Here is a 17291-nt window from a genome sequence, read left to right on the forward strand (position 1 = left end):
TCCGCCCAAGGCGGGGCCGTTTTCATTTCCCCCAGCCCCCCCGCTTGTTCAGCCCTTGGCGCGCTGGTAGAGCATGGGGCCGGAGCCGGGTTAGCACAGCGGTAGTGCAGCGGTTTTGTAAACCGAAGGTCGGGGGTTCGATCCCCTCACCCGGCACCATTTCCCGGTCGGCCCACGTCGGTTGGCGTCGATAATTCAAAGAAAATCAACGGACTGAAAGCCCCGCTCGTCGGAGGCCGCCTTTGGGCATCTGCTGGCATCGTCAGGTGCCAACAAATCCGGATGCCAACAATATGGCGCTTTCCGATGCCGTCGTTCGTTCCGCCAAGCCCCAGCCGCGCCCCGTAAAACCGTCTGGCGGAGGCGACCTCCACCTGCTCGCGACGCCCGCGGGCGGCCGCCTTTGGCGCCTGGCTTACCGATTCGATGGCGGCTGGGGATCACCAAGCACTCGCTCTACGAGTGGAGGAAGCGGAACGGCAACGGCGTCCTTGTCCGACACCCGTCGTCGCCGGACAGCCAGTGCTGCCTGGATCTCGCGGCAACTCAATTCGCGCGCGCGCCACCGGTGATCCGGTTGGTGGAAAGCGCCCCATATTCGAATAATTCAAATTATTATCTGAATACAAATATCTCACCTCTCCACCAACCATCATCCATTTCGGGCGACTATTTATTATAGTTCCAAATCAACGCGATTGATCCCTCAGCTCAGACCGGATACCTCCTCCATACTCAATTCAAATATTTCTCCTGCCCCACCACGATGACTGCGAAACCTGATGCCGCTGGCGATCTGATGCTGGCCTACATGCGCCAATGGCACGACCTGCGCGGCCACCTCAGCAGGCGCGTGGGTTCGCGAGACCTTGCCGAGGAGGCGCTCCAGGAGACCTGGCTACGGCTCGCCGGCATGGGACAGGCGCGGGCGGAGGTGCGCGACTGCCACGCCTTCCTGCTGCGCATTGCGGGGAACATTGCCATCGATCTGTTGCGGCGCGAACGCCGTCATGTCGCGCGGCAGATCAGCAACGAGGCCGTCCTGCGCGAGATTGCCGACGCCGCCCCCTCCCCCGAGGCCTATGCCCTGCACCGCGACGAATTGCGGGTGCTGGTGGCGGCCCTTGCCGAGTTGGCGCCGAAGCCTCGCGCCGCCCTGCTGCTGAGCCGCTGCGACGGGCGGACCCATGCCGAGGTCGCGGCGCACCTGAAAGTCTCCGAAAGCATGGTCGCAAAATATCTAGTGCAGGCTCTGCGTCACTGCCGCGACCGCCTGAGGGCATTGGGCTAACCTCAAGGGTTCGTTGAGACATACCCGCATGACGCACACGCCGCCCCCGTCCTCCGCAGCGGTCGCCCGCCCGTCCATAGCGGCGAGCGATCGCGCCATTGATTGGGTCGTGCGTATGCATTCGGGAGCGCCGGGGGCTGAAGCGGAAGCGCGGGCCTTCGCCCGCTGGCGCGCGGAAAATCCCGAGAACGAGGCGGCGGCGCGGGAAGCCGAGGCGCTCTGGCATGGGCTCGGCGGTGCCGGCGTCCTGGCTCTGGACGCGAAGCGCAAGGCGTCGCGGGAGAAGATCACGCGCCGCGCGCTGATCGGCGGCGGCGCCTTCGCCGCCCTGGGCCTCGGAGCGCTTGCAGCCGGCGCCGTCCGCGATCGCCTCGCCGCGGATGTCGCGACCGGCGTCAACGAGGTGCGGACAACCGAACTGCCGGACGGCTCGCGCGTCCTGCTCAATGCCAGTACGGCGCTGGCGCTCGATTTCAGTGCAACGGAGCGGGGGGTGAGACTGCTGTCCGGGCAGGCCATGTTTACCGTGGCGCGAGATCCGGCGCGGCCGTTCGTCGTCACCGCGGGTGATGGGCGGACCCGGGCCATAGGCACGGCCTTCGACGTGGACATCCGGCCCGATGGCGTGGTGGTGACGGTGGTGGAGGGCGTCGTCGCCGTGGCGACGGCAGCCGGCGGAGCAGGTGCCATCCTGCGCGCCGACCAGAGCCTGCGCTATGACGGACGCGGCCGCGTCATTGGCCCGCAGGCGGTGAATGCGGATGCCGCAACCGCCTGGCGGCGCGGGAAGCTCATCTTCGATCGCCGCCCCCTGGTGGAGGTGGTGGCAGAGCTTCAGCGTCATACCCACGCGCGCATCATCATCGCCGGCAACCGCCTCAAGGGCCTGGAAGTGACGGGCGTGTTCGAGTTGGACGACCCCAGTGCCGTGCTGGAAACCATCGAGCAGACGCTCCCGGTGCGGGTCGTGCGCCTGCCGCTGATCAACGTCATCCTCTGATTGGAAAAAAGTCGCCCGCGCCGGTGCAAGGTCGCCGGGCTGGTTTCGTCCTTGTCCTTGAAGGTCCTGAACGGCGGCGCGCTGGCGGGCCGGCCTCAAGGAGAGAGACGATGGCGGCGGTTGGGAATGGCGTCCGGCGACGGGCGCGCGGAGCGTTGACACGAACGGCTTGGCTGACGGGTGCGGCCATCTGCGCCCTGGTCGCGACAGCCTCGGCCGGTCGTGCGCAGTCTGGCGAGGCGCCCCCCGGCATCGCCTTCAGCATCCCTGCGCAGGATCTCGGCAGCGCGCTCACGACCTTCGCCGACAAGGCCGGCGTACGCCTGCTGTTCCCGTCTGATCTGGTGGCTGGGCGCCGCACGCCTGGGTTGACCGGCACCTATTCGCGCGATGCCGGGCTGGCGCGCCTGCTGGCGGGCACCGGCCTCGTTTACCGCTTCACAAGCGCCAACACGGTGACCATCACGGCGCCTCAGGCGCAGGGCGCGACAGGGGCCGGCGACGCATGGCTCGGCATGGTGGATGTGCAGGGCGAGGACACCCAGCAGGTGGTGGCGCTGGAGACCTCGGCCGGGACCAAGACCGAGACGCCGCTCATCGACACCCCGCAGTCCATCAGCGTGGTGACGCGGGCGGAAATGGACCAGCGCGGCGTGCAGGACTTCAATTCCGCCGTGGCTTACACGCCGGGCGTGCGGGCGGTGGACTATCCCGGCGGCCAAGGCATGCCGGACATCTACATTCGCGGTTTCCGCGCGATCGACCAGAATGCCAATTTCCGCGACGGCCTGCGCAACGGCTTCAATAATTATGACGCCGACATCGAGGTCTATGGCCTCCAGCGCCTGGACGTGGTGAAGGGGCCGGCCTCGGCTCTTTACGGCGCCGGCACGCCGGGCGGCATCATCGATGCCGTCACCAAGCGCCCGACATCCACGCCGCTGCACGAGATCGAGATTCTCGGCGGCAGTTACGACCGCATCCAGGGCGCCTTCGACATCGGCGGACCGGCGACCGAAGACGGGACCTGGCTCTATCGCCTCACCGGCCTGATCCGGGACAGCGGCACCCAGATCGACTATTCCCCCGACAACCGCATCTACATCGCGCCTGCCGTCACATGGCAGCCGAACGCCAATACATCGCTGACCCTTCTCGCCAATTACCAGAAGACGGAAAAGGGCGGCTCCGAGCAGAGCATTCCCATGGCCAACAGCCTTTTTCCGCTGGGGCCGAAGATCTCGCCCAGCCTCTATCTCGGCGCCCCCGGACTGACCAGCTGGAACGTCGAGAACACCTCCGTCGGCTACGAGTTCAAGCACAGGTTCGAGAATGACTGGCAATTGGTCCAGAATGCCCGGTACGCTCACGCCGATGTGGACTATAACTCCGCCTGGGGCTGGGACTGGCCCATCGCGGTGGTCGACAACAAATACTACAATGTGGGCGTTCAATTGAGGCCCAAGGTGGCGGACAGCTTCCTCATCGACACCCACCTCTCCCGCGATTTTCAGACTGGGCCGCTGACACACAAGATCCTGATCGGCATCGACGGGGGGTGGTACAACTCGACCGAAACCCGCACGAACTCCACCAACTACAATTCCATCAACATTTTCGCGCCGAACTACAACTTCATCTACACATTCGGTCGTCCCTGGTCGGACAGCGAGAGCACCATCTCCCAGATCGGCGTCTACGCGCAGGACCAGGTGACCCTCAACAACTGGCTGCTCACCTTGAGCGGGCGTCAGGATTGGGTGCGCAACGAAGAAGCCAACTATTATTCCCGCACCCTCCTCGCGGACTCCGGCCTGACGGACCAAATCGCGACGGCCAATTATTCTGCTTTCACGTGGCGTGCCGGTCTTGGATACAAATTCGACAACGGCGTGATGCCCTACGCCAGCTACGCGACCTCCTTCCTGCCGGTGGCCGGGACGGACTTCCGTGGCCAGTCCTTCAAGCCGACGACCGGCGAGCAGTACGAGGCCGGCATCAAGTATGAGCCGCAGGGCTGGCGGGCCCTGTTCACGGCATCCGTCTTCCAGATCACCCAGCAGAACGTGCTCACCACGGATCCCGTCAACGTGGGCTACTCGGTGCAGGACGGCGAGGTGCGCTCGCGCGGCATCGAGCTGGAGGCGAAGGCCAACATCACCGCCAATCTCGATATCATTGCCTCCTATACCTATCTCGACGCGGTGGTGACGCAGGCCAACCCCAACGAGGCGGGCATCAGCAAGGTGGGCACCGCGCCGTCAGGCGTGCCGCACAACAGCGCCGCCCTCTGGGCCTACTATACGTTCCGCGAGGGCGCGCTGGACGGGCTCGGCATCGGCGCCGGCTTGCGCTACGTGGGCAGTTCCTGGGCGGTGATGAACGAGAGCAACGGCGGCCAGGTCGCCATTCCCGGCTATACGCTGGTGGACGCCTCCCTCCGCTACGACCTCGGCAAACTCAATGAGCAACTGCGCGGTGCGACCTTCTCGCTTTCGGGCACCAACCTTTTTAACACGGAATATTATACCGCAGGCTTCTACGCGAATTCTGTCATCTACGGCACCCGACGCACCATCTACGCATCCCTGAACTATCGCTGGTAGGCGGCCGGGCGTCATGCCCGGCCCGATCTTTGATACCAGGCGCTGGGACCGGAAGACGCCGGACGCCGCCCTCGACAAGGCGAACGGGCGGCGGCGACGGCGTAGAAATCACCACACCATCGCGTCCGTCTCGCCCCTCGTGGCGAGGCCGGCTCACGCTGCGCCGCGCATTGACGGCGGCGTGGGAACGGGTGCCCATACGTAGCCGCAACATCAGAAGCGCTCTTGAGCACGATCTGCACGGCTGGGGCAAACGTTCATGACTTACATTGTGCTGATAGCGGTCGGAGGCGTTCTGCTGCTGCAGTGGAGCGGCGCCATACCGATGGATAGCGTTGGCGGCGCGCTGGTGATCGCGGCCGCTGTAATCCTGGGTTCGCTGGCGGTCGCGATCCACGAGGCATGGACGAAACGACGGGGCGTCCTCGGCTGGATCGTCAACATCGTCGTCTCGTTCGCGGGCGCGTTGCTGATCGCTCCTCTCGCCGGCGGCGTGATGGTGGCGCTGCTCCTTCCGTTCATGGACGGAGCGTCGTCACTGGCTGCGGCCGGCGGGGCCAGGATGTCTGTCGCGCTTTCCGGCCAAATGGCCCTCACGCTCCTGGGCTCCTGGGGCGCGCTGTGGCTCTTGAACCGTTGGCGATGAGCCCACCGGGCGCGCCCCTGCCGGCGTCTACTGTCCGACGGCATCCTTGACGCACTTCGTGGTGAAGCTGGTCTGGGCGGCGCCACGGAGCTTCTTGTCGGTCGCCTGGGTGTTGCAGGCCGCCGTCGCGTCCTTCTGGCACTTGGTGAGGAAGCTGGTGCGGGCCGCACCGGCGAGCTTCTGCGCATCGGCATTGGCGACGCAGGTGTCCGCCGAGGCGGCGGCGGCCGAAAACGACAGCAGGGTGAGCGCGATTGCGAGCGTCTTCATGATTCCCTCCCACAGGTGGAGACGGGAGGCTATCATCGGCCGGGACGACGTTCGATGGTGACCAAGCGTCAGACGCCGAACCACCGGCGCCACACCCTGACGATCGGGTCCAAGAACAGGACCAGAAACAGGACCAGGAACAAGTCCAGGAACAAGAGTATCCACGCCGGGGGCATGTCGAGCCCCCCGGGGATGCTTTGAGGGGCATCTCGACTGTTGGCATGTCGGGCCAAAGCGCTCCGGCCTCTGGCAGCCATCCTGATCGGCAAGACGTCCGCTGACCATAAGGAAGACTTCGCCTTATCGCCGTGCTTGACATTCCGGGCGGCGTTGGGCTCTCTCCTCGCCATGCTCCGAACCTCGGGATGGCACTTTGCACGTTTGTGGTCGCTGGCGCTGCGCCGGCTGATCGCGGCCTGCGTCGTGCTGTCCATGGTTGCGGCCCCCGTCGCCGCCGGGCTTGTCACCCATCATTCGGACGATCTGGACAGCACCGCCTTCGCGGCGGCCGTGGCTGGTGCGGAGGCCGCCCTTCCGCTCGCGGCTGCAAAGGATGTGGCCGTCGACAGCGCCAAGAATGGCGACGCCGCCCAGACGAAGCATGTCGTTCCCTCCGCAGACCATGATTGCCATGGCTGCGCCGCCGTGCTCCTCCCCGCTGCCGATGCCACCCGTTTGGCTGAGGTCGTGGCGGTGACGGGCATCACCATCCCGGCGCTCGGCTCCGGCCGCGCCGTTCCCGCCGACCCCCGCCCCCCGCGCGCCTGATCCCTTCTGTTCGCACGCCGATGTCCTGCATCGGCCCATCGCAATCAGAATCCGGATCAGATCATGCCGCCCCGTGCAAACGGGCAGGCTCTCGCGCTCGCGCTCGGGGCAGCATTCGCGCTGCTTTCCGCTCTGCCCGGCCGCGCGGAGACCCAACGCCCGCTGACCCTTACCAGTGCCCTTGCGAGCGCGCTCGCAGCCAATCCACGGCTGACCGCCGCCGAGCGTGACATCGGCATGGCCGCCGGCCGCGACCGGCAGGCCGCGGCGCTGCCGAACCCGAACCTCTCGCTGGAGGTGGACAACGCCTTCGGGTCCGGACCCTACCAGGGGCTGGACCTTGCCGAGCAGACGCTTCAGATCAGCCAGCTGGTCGAGCTGGGCGGCAAGCGGGAGGCCCGCATGGCGGCCTCCGGGGCCGGCGTCGGCATCGCCCGCTGGGAGCGCGAGGCCATCCGCCTGCAGGTGCTGGCCGAGACGACGGCTGCCTTCGCCGGCGTCCTCGGCGCGCAGCAGCGGGTCAACATCCTCCAGGCCCAGGCCGAGGCCATCGGCCGCCTCTCCCCGCTCCTTCAGCAGCGGGTGGAGGCGGGCGCATCGTCGCCGTCCGAAATCTCCCGCGCCCGGGTGGCGGCCGATTTCGCGCGGGTGGAGCTGGACCGCGCCAAGGCGGCCCTCGGCACTGCCCGGCGGGAGCTGGCCCTCCTCATGGGCCTCGGGGCGGCGAATTTTTCCCGCGCCACGGGCAATCTCCTCCGCGTGGCGCCCCCGCCGGCGCTGCCGCAACTGCTGAAATCCACACAGGGCAACCCGCAGCTCACCCGCTTCACCGTGCTCCAGGCGCAGCGTCGTGCCGAGCTGCGCTCGGCCCAGGCCAAGGCGGTGCCGGACGTCACCCTCGGCGTCGGCTACCGGCACTACAACGAGACCGCCGACAGCGGGATGATCTTCACCCTGTCGGTTCCCATCCCGCTGTTCGACCGCAACGAGGGCGGCATCAGCGAGGCGCGGGAATCCCTCCTCAGGGCCGAGGCGGAGGAGGCCATCGCCCGCAGCGCGTTGATCTCCCAGCTCGGGCGCGCCCACGACCAGCTGAAGGCCGCCTTCGACGAGGTGACGCTGCTGCGCGGCAGCACCATTCCCGGCGCGCGCAGCGCCCATGAAGGGGTCGAGACCGGCTACACCCAGGGCCGCTACACGCTGCTGGAACTGCTCGACGCGCAATCCGCCCTCTCCGAGGCCTCCCTGCGCGAACTCGACGCGCTCGTCACCTATCACACCGCGCTCGCGACCATCGAAGGCCTCACCGGCCGTCCCGTCGCCGTAGCCAAGGGAAAATCCAAATGAGCCGCTCGGCGCGACGGGACCTCGCGATGCTGCTCGTCGGCCTTCTGGCCGGAGCGGGTGCCGCCTACACATTTTCGGACCGCGCCGCCCCGGTGGGCGGCAGCCAAGCGGCGGAAGACAGCCACGCCGAAAAGGCGGGCGGCGGCCACGGCGACAGCCATGGCGAAGGCGCCGTCGAGCTGGACGACGCCAAGCTCTCCGCCGCCGGCATCGGGCTGGAGACGGCCGGCCCAGGCACCCTTAGGCAGACGCTCCGGCTCAACGGGCTGATGCAGACCAACCAGGAAGCCGTCGTCCAGGTGACGCCGCGCTTTCCCGGCATCGTCCGCGAGATCCGCAAGCGCATCGGCGACACCGTGCAGAAGGGCGACGTGCTCGCGGTGATCGAGAGCAACCAGAGCCTCACCAGCTACGACCTGAAGGCGCCCATCGCCGGCACCGTGGTGGACCGGCAGGTGGCTTTGGGCGAATACGCCTCCGACCAGAAGCCGTCCTTCGTGGTCGCGGACCTCTCCACCCTGTGGGTGGATCTCTCCGTCTACCGGCGCGACTTCGCCCGCGTGCGCGTCGGCGACGCGGTGGCCATCGACCCGGACGACGGAGCGCCGCCCATCATCGGCAAGGTCTCCTATGTCTCGCCCATCGGCTCGGCCGATACCCAGTCTGCTCTGGCGCGCGTGGTCATTCCCAATGACGGCCTGAGGCTGCGGCCGGGGCTGTTCGCCAGCGGCACCATCGCCCTCGCCGAGCAGCCCGTGGACCTCGCGGTGCGCCTCTCGGCCCTTCAATCCACCGAGGGGCGCACGGTGGTCTTCGTGCGCACCGGCGACGCCTTCGAGCCACGCGACGTGGAGACCGGTGCGCGCGATGGCGCGTTCGCCGAGGTCGTGTTCGGCCTCATGCCGGGCGACGTCTACGCGGCGAAGAACAGCTTCGTGGTCAAGGCGGAACTCGCCAAAGGGAGCGCCAGCCATGAGCACTGAGACGGCGCACGAAACTCAGAACGACCTCCAGCGCATCACCGCCTTCCTCCAGCCCCATCTGGAAGCGCGGGCGGTGCAGGCGCTGCATGCGCTGGAAGAGTTTCCCGGCTTCTCCATCGTCGAGGCGCGCGGCCAGGGCCGTGGCCGCGGCGCAGGAGGAACCTATGTCGCGAGCGAATACGACCTCACGTACCAGCGCCACATCCGCATCGAGATCGTCTGCCGCGCCGCGGCGGTGGACCTGATCGTGCGCACGCTGGCGGAGGCCGGCTGGACCGGGCGGCGCGGCGACGGGGTGATCTTCGTCTCGGCCGTGGAACGCTTCGTCCGCATCCGCGAGGCCGGCACGCCGGCAGCCGAAATGCGGGAGGGCGCGCGATGATCGATGCCATCCTCGCCTTCTCCATCCGCCAGCGCTGGCTGGTGGTTCTCGCCTGCCTGATGGTGGGCGCGTTCGGCGCGTGGAACTTCACCCGCCTGCCCATCGATGCGGTGCCGGACATCACCAACGTCCAGGTGCAGATCAACACCCAGGCGCCGGGCTTCTCGCCGCTGGAGGTGGAGCAGCGCATCACCTTCCCCATCGAGACCGCCATGGGCGGTCTGCCGGGGCTCCAGTACACGCGCTCGCTCTCGCGCTACGGGCTCTCGCAGGTCACCGTGGTGTTCCGCGACGGGACCGACATCTACTTCGCGCGCCAGCTCGTCAACGAGCGCATCCAGCAGGCGAAGGACCAGCTCCCGCAGGGCGTCGAGACCGCTCCGGGGCCGATCTCTACCGGCCTCGGCGAAATCTACATGTACACGGTGGAGGTGAAGCCCGGCGCGAAGAAGCCGGACGGCACGCCCTTCACCCCCACCGAGCTGCGCACGATCCAGGACTGGATCATCAAGCCCCAGCTGCGCACCGTGCAGGGGGTGGTGGAGGTCAACACCATCGGCGGCTACGAGAAACAGTTCCACGTGCTGCCCGACCCCGCCCGGCTGATGGCCTATTCCATCTCGTTCCGGGACGTGATGACCGCGCTCGCCGCCAACAACGCCAATGTCGGCGCGGGCTATATCGAGCGCAACGGCGAGCAGTATCTGGTGCGCACGCCGGGTCAGGTGGCCGGCGCCGAGGACATCCGCGAGATCGTCATTGGCTCGAAGGGCGGCACGCCCATCCGCATCGGCGACGTCTCCGAGGTGCGCGAGGGCCGGGAGCTGCGCACCGGCGCCGCGACGCTGAACGGGGAGGAGGTGGTGCTCGGCACCACCATGCTGCTCATCGGCGAGAACAGCCGCACCGTCGCCCAGCGCGTGGCGGCGCGGCTGGAGCAGATCTCCCGTTCCCTGCCGGAGGGCGTCGTCGCCCGCGCCGTCTATGACCGGGCGCACCTGGTGGAAGCCACCATTGCCACGGTGGAGAAGAACCTCGTCGAAGGCGCGCTCTTTGTTGTCGTGGTGCTGTTCGTGCTGCTCGGCAATTTCCGCGCGGCGCTGGTGACGGCTTGCGTCATCCCGCTGTCCATGATGCTCACCATCACCGGCATGGTGGAGAACAAGGTCAGCGCCAATCTGATGAGCCTCGGCGCCATCGACTTCGGCATCATCATCGATGGCGCGGTGATCATCGTGGAGAACTGCCTGCGCCTGCTCGCCGAGGAGCAGCACCGGCGCGGCCGCCTGCTGACGCGCGCGGAGCGCTTCGAGACCATCCTCGCGGGCGCCAAGGAGGTGATCCGGCCGAGCCTGTTCGGCACCCTCATCATCGCCGTCGTCTATCTGCCCGTGCTCACCCTCACCGGGGTCGAGGGCAAGATGTTCACGCCCATGGCCATCACCGTGCTGATGGCGCTCGGGGCGGCGGCGCTGTTCTCCATGACCTTCGTGCCGGCGGCGGTGGCGCTGCTCGTCACCGGCAAGGTCTCGGAGCACGAGAACTTCATCATGCGTGCGGCGCGACGCGTCTACACGCCGCTGCTGGACGCCGCCATCAACCTGCGCGCCCTTGTGGCCGTCGGTGCGGTGGCGCTGGTGATCGCGTCGGGCGTCGCCGCCTCCCGCATGGGCGGCGAGTTCATCCCGAGCCTGGACGAGGGCGATGCCGCCATCCAGGCCCTCCGGGTGCCCGGCACGAGCCTGACCCAGTCGCTGGAGATGCAGCAGGCGCTGGAGAAGGCCCTGCTCGGGGTACCGGAGGTGCGGGAGGTGTTCGCCCGCACCGGGACGGCGGAGGTCGCGACCGACCCCATGCCGCCCTCCATCTCCGACGGCTACGTGATGCTGAAACCGCGCGCGGAATGGCCGGACCCCGGCAAGGCCAAGAGCGCGGTGATGGAGGACATCGAGAAGGCGGCCGAACAGGTGGCGGGCAGCAATTACGAGCTTTCGCAACCGATCCAGCTGCGCTTCAACGAGTTGATCTCGGGCATCCGCTCCGACGTGGGCGTGAAGATCTTCGGCGACGATCTCGACACGCTGCTCCAGGTGGCCGGGCAGGTGGAGGCGGTCATGCGCGCCGTCCCCGGCGCCGCCGATGTGAAAAGTGAGCAGGTCTCCGGCCTGCCCATGCTCACCGTGGCGCTGAACCGCCCGGCCATGGCGCGCTACGGCGTGAGCGTGGCGGAGGTGCAGGAGCTGGTCGAGATCGCGGTCGGCGGGCGGGAGGCCGGTGTCCTGTTCGAGGGCGACCGGCGCTTCGACATCATCGTCCGCCTGCCGGAGAACCTGCGCACGGACGTGGAGGCGCTGCGGGATCTGCCGATCCCCCTGCCGCCGGCCACGGCGGCGCCGGAGCAGGCGATGCGCGCCGCCTGGACACCGGCGGCCACGGGGCAGATCCGTTATGTGCCGCTCTCGGCCATCGCCAGCCTCTCGGTGTCGCCCGGCCCCAACCAGATCAGCCGGGAGGACGGCAAGCGGCGCATCGTGGTGAGCGCCAACGTGCGCGAGCGGGACCTCGGCTCCTTCGTCTCAGAGGCCCAGCGGCAGGTGGCGGAGAAGGTCCGGCTGCCCGCCGGCTACTGGATCGGCTGGGGCGGACAGTTCGAGCAGCTCGTGTCGGCGACGCAACGCCTCGCCATCGTGGTGCCCATCGCGCTGCTGCTCATCTTCCTGCTGCTGTTCATGAGCTTCGGCTCCATGGCCGATGCGGCGCTGGTGTTCTCTGGCGTGCCTCTGGCGCTCACCGGCGGCATCGCGGCGCTGATCCTGCGCGGGCTGCCGCTCTCCATCAGCGCCGGCATCGGCTTCATCGCCTTGTCCGGCGTGGCGGTGCTGAACGGCCTCGTCATCATCGCCTTCATCCAGAAGCTGCGAGCGGAGGGGCGCGACATCGTCACTGCCGTCCGGGAGGGGGCGCTGACGCGCCTGCGTCCGGTGCTGATGACGGCGCTGGTCGCCTCCCTCGGCTTCGTGCCCATGGCCATCGCCACCGGCCCCGGCGCGGAGGTGCAGAGGCCGCTCGCCACCGTGGTCATCGGCGGCATCGTCTCCTCCACCATCCTCACGCTGCTCGTGCTGCCGGCGCTCTACGTGCTGTTCCGGCGCGAGCCCAAACCCGCCGCCCCGCCCGAACCCGCGGCGGCCGCATCCCAGTGACCCCAAGGAGAAATCCCATGCTCAAGAGCCTGATCGTCGCCCTCGGCCTCGTCGCCGCCGGCCCGGCCCTCGCCCAGCACGCCCACGGCGCCCAGAAGGGGCCGAACGGCGGCCCCATGGAGGATGTGGCGGGCGTTCATGTGGAGTTGGTCGTGGCCGGGGAGGCCGTGACCTTCAACCTGCTCGACGAGGCAGGCAAGCCGCTCGGCGCAGCCGGATTCACCGGCTCCGCCATGGTTGCGGCCGGGACCGGACGCAAGACGCTGCCGCTCGTCGCCGCCGGCGAGGCCCTCGCCGGGAAGGCTGCCGCGCCCGTGCCCAAGGGCGCCGCCGTGACCCTGCTCATCAAGACGCCCACCGGGAAGTCCGGTCAGGCGAAGTTCACGGCGCCGTAGGATGGCACCGATGGCACGGCATCGAAGGCTCCGCGCCGGTGCTGCGGCCGTCACTGCCTTGCTCGGTCTCGGGTCGCCGGCGCTGGGCCTGGACCCGAGACCGACAACCTATCGCGAAAGGCTGAAGCACGACTTCCGCGATGTGCAGCTCGGCCTCGCGCATCCCGTACCCGACGGGCGCAGCACGCCTGTCGGTCCTCCGGCCACGCAGGGACGGTCCCGCGGGCCAACCACCGCCCCCGGCATCCCCGCCACACCGATTACGAAAGGCACGCCATGAAAGGCCCGCGCTACACAAGCCTCATCTGCCTCACCCTCAGCAGCCTTGCCGTGGGCCCGGCCCTTGGAGACGGCATCCCGCCCGCGCGGCCAGCGAGCGCCTCGGACGCCGGCTGCGAGCATGGCAGCGCCGGCACGCACAACCTCTTCTGCGCGAAGACCAAATCGGAATGCATCAGCAAAAACCGCGCATTCCGGCCGCACGAGATCACCCATTGCACCATTCGCTATGACCAGTGCATGCGGGTGTGGGGCACGGCCAAATGAGGGCGGCGGCGTCTGCAGCGTGGATGCTGCATCTTTTGGTGGCGGCCGCATCACCTCTTGCGCTCGGGCCGGTGCAGGCGAGCGAGAGCCACAATGAGCGCGATCTGATCCGGGCCTTCACCTTTCAAAACCTCACGGTCTATTGCGGCCAGTTCACCCCCGCCGCCCTCTCCCAGACGGTCGGAAAGGACGGCGGGATCAACGGGCTGGCTCACCATGTGAAGGCGGAAGCCGCAGCCGGGCTCCCCGAGGCGGACGCCGATCGCCTCCTCCGGCGCTCCGCGGATACCGCACGCGCCCTCGCACTGAACGCGGTGCGTCTGCACTATGACGCAGATCGCGAAGTGGAAAACGCCCGCATCACACAATGGTGCGACGCGGTCGTGGTGCCTGCGGTGCGGCGACAGATTGAATCGCATGGTGCGGCGGAAGAGGGTGGCCCGACGGCGCCTGAGCAGCGCCGGCCTTGAGCCGGTCTCACTCAGAACGCCGCTGGCGCACCCTCATCACCGAGCACGCCTCCCGGAAGGTCCCCGTGTGCGTTGTGGAGCATCGGTGCCAACCGTTTCATATCCCGCCCCAGCGGATAGAAATACTCCCAAGGGAGGCGGCCATGAACACCGGAATTGTCTTCGCACTCGTCTCGGCCGGGTTATTTGGCGCCAGCACGCCGCTCGCCAAGCTGCTCCTTGGCGCCGTCGATCCGTGGATGATGGCCGGCCTGCTCTACCTCGGGGCCGGTGCGGGCCTTGCCGCCGTGCATCTGTCCCGGGCCGCGCTCCGGCTGCCGGCGGTGGAGGCGCCGCTGCGGCGGACCGACGTGCCATGGCTCGCGCTGGTGATCCTCGCCGGCGGTGTCCTCGGCCCCCTGCTGCTCATGTTCGGCCTCGCCCGGACCGACGGCGCGAGCGCGTCCCTTCTGCTCAATCTGGAAGGTGTGGCGACCATGGCCATCGCCTGGATCGCCTTCCGCGAGAATGTGGACAGACGCCTCCTTCTGGGCGCGCTCGCCATCCTCGCCGGCGCGGCGCTGCTGTCATGGCAGGGCCGGGCGACGCTCGACCTCGGCGCCATGCTGATCGCCGGCGCCTGCCTGTGCTGGGGCATCGACAACAACCTCACGCGCAAACTGTCCTCCGCCGACCCCGTGCAGATCGCCATGCTGAAGGGCCTGATCGCCGGAACCATCAACCTGGTGATCGCGCTTGGCCACGGGGCGGCCCTTCCTTCGGCAGGGGCTGTGGCCGCGGCTGCCGTGGTCGGCTTCTTCGGCTATGGAATCAGCCTCGCCCTGTTCGTGCTCGCGCTGCGCCATCTCGGCACCGCGCGCACCGGCGCCTATTTCTCGCTCGCGCCGTTCGCGGGCGCACTCCTCGCCATCGCGCTGCTCGGCGAGGCCCTTACGCCCCAGCTCGTGATCGCGGGCCTCTTCATGGCGCTCGGCCTCTGGCTCCACCTCTCCGAGCAGCATGAGCACGAGCACGCCCACGAGGCTCTGGAACACGAGCACCGCCACCGCCACGACGCGCACCACCAGCACGCCCACGATGCGGGCATCCCGGCCGGCGAGCCGCACACCCACCGGCACCGGCACACTCCGATGGTGCACAGGCATCCGCACTACCCGGACATCCATCACAGGCACGGACACGGCGCGTGACGTCTGAGACCGGATTGCGCGCGGATCATCGATCACGGTCGGCCGTCGTCGAGGCTTCCCTATATGCTCGAAATCCCGTCCCATAGGGACAGGACACGAGACGGAGGTTCAGATGCGGGAGGGACAGGGACCGGATCTCATCCAACGCATGGCACCTCCCCCCATGAGGCCGCCGCGCCGGTACCGCGCAGTCCTTGCGGGTGCGCTGGCTGCGGTGCTCGCCGCCATGCCTGGTATGGCCGAGACACAGAAGGCATCGACGTCAACGTCGCCGGAGCCGGTGCGGATGGTGCTGGATCGGCCCGCCCTGAGCATGGTCGAGGCCAAGGGCTGGTCGTTCGCCGCGCTCATGGGCGCGCCCGGCGCGGCAACGCTCGATGCGTTGAAGGCCCGCAGCCCGCTCTATGGCGATCTCTCCCGCCAGCTCGGAGACGACGTGAAGACGCTGCGGACGGAGATGGCGGCCAACAAGCGCCCGCTGTTCGAGGTGACCGACGACAATGTGGGCCGGATCATCGACCTGCGCTGGCTCGCCTCGCCTTTGGCCAGCTTCCGCCTCGTCGGCGTGGTCAACCGCACCGACCGGCGCGATTTCACCGCGCTGACGTTACGGCCATCCTGCGGCGAGGTGCGCCTCATCTATCGCCTCGCCTATCGCTTCCGCCGGGGCGCCCTTGTCTACGCCTCCCGTCTGCCGGTGAACATCAATGCGGTGTTCGACGTGCCCGCCGCGGCCGGGGTCCCCTGCCCTGACCTCGCCCGCGCCTGGACGCCGCCGCACCCCGATATGGACGCGACCGAGACGGCGAACTGGCTGGCGACCGGGCCGCTCGCGGGCCTCGCCTTGCGGCAGATCGAGATCAACGCCCAGGTGGTCCGCCTGCCGTCCGGCATGGAAACCGAGCTCGGCGGGCAGGCCATCTATCTCATGCGGGTGTTCCGCATTGAAGGCGACCGCGCCATTCCAAAGCCGCTGGAGAACACCCCGGATGTCGCGCGGCTCGGCGCCGATGCCGCATTGAAGGCGCGTCTGGTGGACTATCTGCGCGCCCACCTGCCTGAGATCGACCGGGGCGTGTACCAGATCCCGGACGAGTTCCTGGCCGACAAGGTCCTCTCCTTCTCCACCTTCGGCAGCGCGCGGACCGCCAACCATCCCTTCGCCAGCCTTTTCACGCCAACGGATTTTGCCGGCCTGCCCTATGCGGACCTCGGCTATGTGGCCTCCCCGGCCGGGCTGATCGCGCGGCTCGATGACGGAACCTGCACCGGCTGCCATCAGGGCGCGGCGACGGCGGGCTTCCACCTGATCGGCCATGACGAGCCGGATGCCTCCCCCTTCAACGTGGTGAAGGTGCCCATCTCGCCCCATCTTTACGCCGAGGATGCGCGGCGGCGCGCCTATCATGCCGCGCTGGCGGAGGGGCGCGACCCCGACGTGTTCCGGCCGCTCTCCATCGCGCCGCCGGCCTCGTGGACCGGCGCGACCCCGCATGCGCCGATGCCGGCGGCCGCCACCATGGCATGCCTGCTGCCCAGGGAGCCGGCGCCCTTCAAGGACGGATGGAGCTGCGGCGGGGCGTTCTCCTGCGAGGCCATCGCCCACAATCCCCGCCTGCCGGTGGAGACCGGCCAGTGCATGCCTAGGCAGGACAAGGGCCGCAACAATGGCATCGTCTCCGGCATGGCCTGCCTCTCCGGCGAGATCGTGCCCGGCAGGGCGCCCTATCTCGATCGGTTCCGCATCCTCCGGCAGATCAACAGCCCTTCGGCGACGGTCTCGCCCACCGCCTACAATTGCCGGCCGGCAAAACTCGGCGTGCCGGGCGGTGCGGCCTATCGCCAGTGCACGCCGGCCGAGCGCGCGTTCTCGGGATTCACGGCGGGCCAGCCACCGGCGGAAATCTGCGCCCTTGTCGGCGGCAAGGCGTTCGATTTATGTGTCGCAACCGACAACTTCGCCAGGTGCATGGATGCCAGCGTGGTCCGAGGCAACCGGCCGAGCTGTGGCACCGGCCGCTTCTGCCGCGAAGACTTCATGTGCCAGGCCCTGCCGCCGAACATTCCCGGCGTCGCCCCGGTGGCGCGGGACAACGGCTTCTGCTCACCCACGTATTTCGTGTTCCAGATGCGCATCGACGGCCATCCGGATCCGATCCAGGGCGTGAAGTAAATCCGTCGGCCGGCCTCGGGG

Annotated in this window: 16 protein-coding genes and 1 tRNA gene; 16 read left to right on the plus strand and 1 reads right to left on the minus strand. The window is 68.2% G+C overall.

The window, feature by feature from the left end; genetic code table 11:
• The first annotated feature begins 84 nt into the window (after window positions 1-84).
• From EJ105_RS20570 to EJ105_RS20590, 6 genes are all read left to right on the plus strand, one after another.
• Window positions 85-159 (plus strand) — tRNA-Thr (locus tag EJ105_RS20570).
• A 134-nt stretch (window positions 160-293) separates the two neighbouring features.
• The gene (locus EJ105_RS28030; RefSeq protein WP_347881336.1) at window positions 294-572 is read left to right on the plus strand and encodes an Arm DNA-binding domain-containing protein; all 279 of its coding nucleotides are present in this window, start codon (window positions 294-296) and stop codon (window positions 570-572) included.
• Window positions 573-799: 227 nt separating this feature from the next.
• On the plus strand, window positions 800-1291 hold the full coding sequence (locus EJ105_RS20575) for an RNA polymerase sigma factor (RefSeq protein ID WP_250167802.1): 492 nt from the start codon (window positions 800-802) through the stop codon (window positions 1289-1291).
• Window positions 1292-1319: 28 nt separating this feature from the next.
• Complete coding sequence (locus EJ105_RS20580; RefSeq protein WP_284145568.1) at window positions 1320-2291, plus strand: FecR family protein; 972 nt, start codon at window positions 1320-1322, stop codon at window positions 2289-2291.
• Between the two features lie 155 nt (window positions 2292-2446).
• Window positions 2447-4897, plus strand: coding sequence for a TonB-dependent siderophore receptor (locus EJ105_RS20585; protein WP_250167803.1), 2451 nt, complete (start codon window positions 2447-2449; stop codon window positions 4895-4897).
• Between the two features lie 259 nt (window positions 4898-5156).
• Window positions 5157-5543 (plus strand): hypothetical protein, encoded by a 387-nt coding sequence (locus EJ105_RS20590; protein ID WP_029557737.1) that lies wholly within the window; start codon window positions 5157-5159, stop codon window positions 5541-5543.
• Window positions 5544-5570: 27 nt separating this feature from the next.
• Here EJ105_RS20590 and EJ105_RS20595 read toward each other — a convergent pair whose 3' ends face one another.
• A complete protein-coding gene (locus EJ105_RS20595; protein WP_250167804.1) occupies window positions 5571-5813 on the minus strand; it encodes a hypothetical protein in 243 nt (80 codons plus the stop codon).
• A gap of 348 nt (window positions 5814-6161) precedes the next feature.
• On the opposite strand from EJ105_RS20595, the gene EJ105_RS20600 reads away from it, so the two are divergent.
• The 10 genes from EJ105_RS20600 to EJ105_RS20645 all read left to right on the plus strand — a co-directional run bounded on the left by EJ105_RS20600 (window position 6162) and on the right by EJ105_RS20645 (window position 17270).
• Complete coding sequence (locus EJ105_RS20600; RefSeq protein ID WP_250167805.1) at window positions 6162-6581, plus strand: hypothetical protein; 420 nt, start codon at window positions 6162-6164, stop codon at window positions 6579-6581.
• A gap of 63 nt (window positions 6582-6644) precedes the next feature.
• Window positions 6645-7928, plus strand: a complete 1284-nt coding sequence (locus tag EJ105_RS20605; protein ID WP_250167806.1) for a TolC family protein — start codon at window positions 6645-6647, stop codon at window positions 7926-7928.
• A complete protein-coding gene (gene ihpB / locus EJ105_RS20610; RefSeq protein ID WP_250167807.1) occupies window positions 7925-8911 on the plus strand; it encodes a divalent metal ion exporter adaptor subunit IhpB in 987 nt (328 codons plus the stop codon). Before EJ105_RS20605 ends, ihpB begins: the two co-directional genes overlap by 4 nt.
• On the plus strand, window positions 8901-9293 hold the full coding sequence (locus EJ105_RS20615; protein ID WP_250167808.1) for a P-II family nitrogen regulator: 393 nt from the start codon (window positions 8901-8903) through the stop codon (window positions 9291-9293). Before ihpB ends, EJ105_RS20615 begins: the two co-directional genes overlap by 11 nt.
• On the plus strand, window positions 9290-12496 hold the full coding sequence (locus EJ105_RS20620; protein WP_250167809.1) for an efflux RND transporter permease subunit: 3207 nt from the start codon (window positions 9290-9292) through the stop codon (window positions 12494-12496). Before EJ105_RS20615 ends, EJ105_RS20620 begins: the two co-directional genes overlap by 4 nt.
• A 17-nt stretch (window positions 12497-12513) precedes the next feature.
• A complete protein-coding gene (locus EJ105_RS20625) occupies window positions 12514-12891 on the plus strand; it encodes a hypothetical protein (protein WP_250167810.1) in 378 nt (125 codons plus the stop codon).
• 276 nt (window positions 12892-13167) lie between these two features.
• Complete coding sequence (locus EJ105_RS20630) at window positions 13168-13437, plus strand: hypothetical protein (protein ID WP_250167811.1); 270 nt, start codon at window positions 13168-13170, stop codon at window positions 13435-13437.
• Window positions 13434-13907, plus strand: a complete 474-nt coding sequence (locus EJ105_RS20635; protein WP_250167812.1) for a hypothetical protein — start codon at window positions 13434-13436, stop codon at window positions 13905-13907. Before EJ105_RS20630 ends, EJ105_RS20635 begins: the two co-directional genes overlap by 4 nt.
• 143 nt (window positions 13908-14050) lie before the next feature.
• Window positions 14051-15097, plus strand: a complete 1047-nt coding sequence (locus EJ105_RS20640; RefSeq protein ID WP_250167813.1) for a DMT family transporter — start codon at window positions 14051-14053, stop codon at window positions 15095-15097.
• Between the two features lie 286 nt (window positions 15098-15383).
• Window positions 15384-17270: a hypothetical protein gene (locus EJ105_RS20645; protein WP_250167814.1), complete on the plus strand. Its 1887-nt coding sequence runs from the start codon at window positions 15384-15386 to the stop codon at window positions 17268-17270.
• Window positions 17271-17291 lie beyond the last annotated feature (21 nt).

The organism is Xanthobacter aminoxidans, assembly GCF_023571765.1.
GTDB lineage: Bacteria > Pseudomonadota > Alphaproteobacteria > Rhizobiales > Xanthobacteraceae > Xanthobacter > Xanthobacter aminoxidans.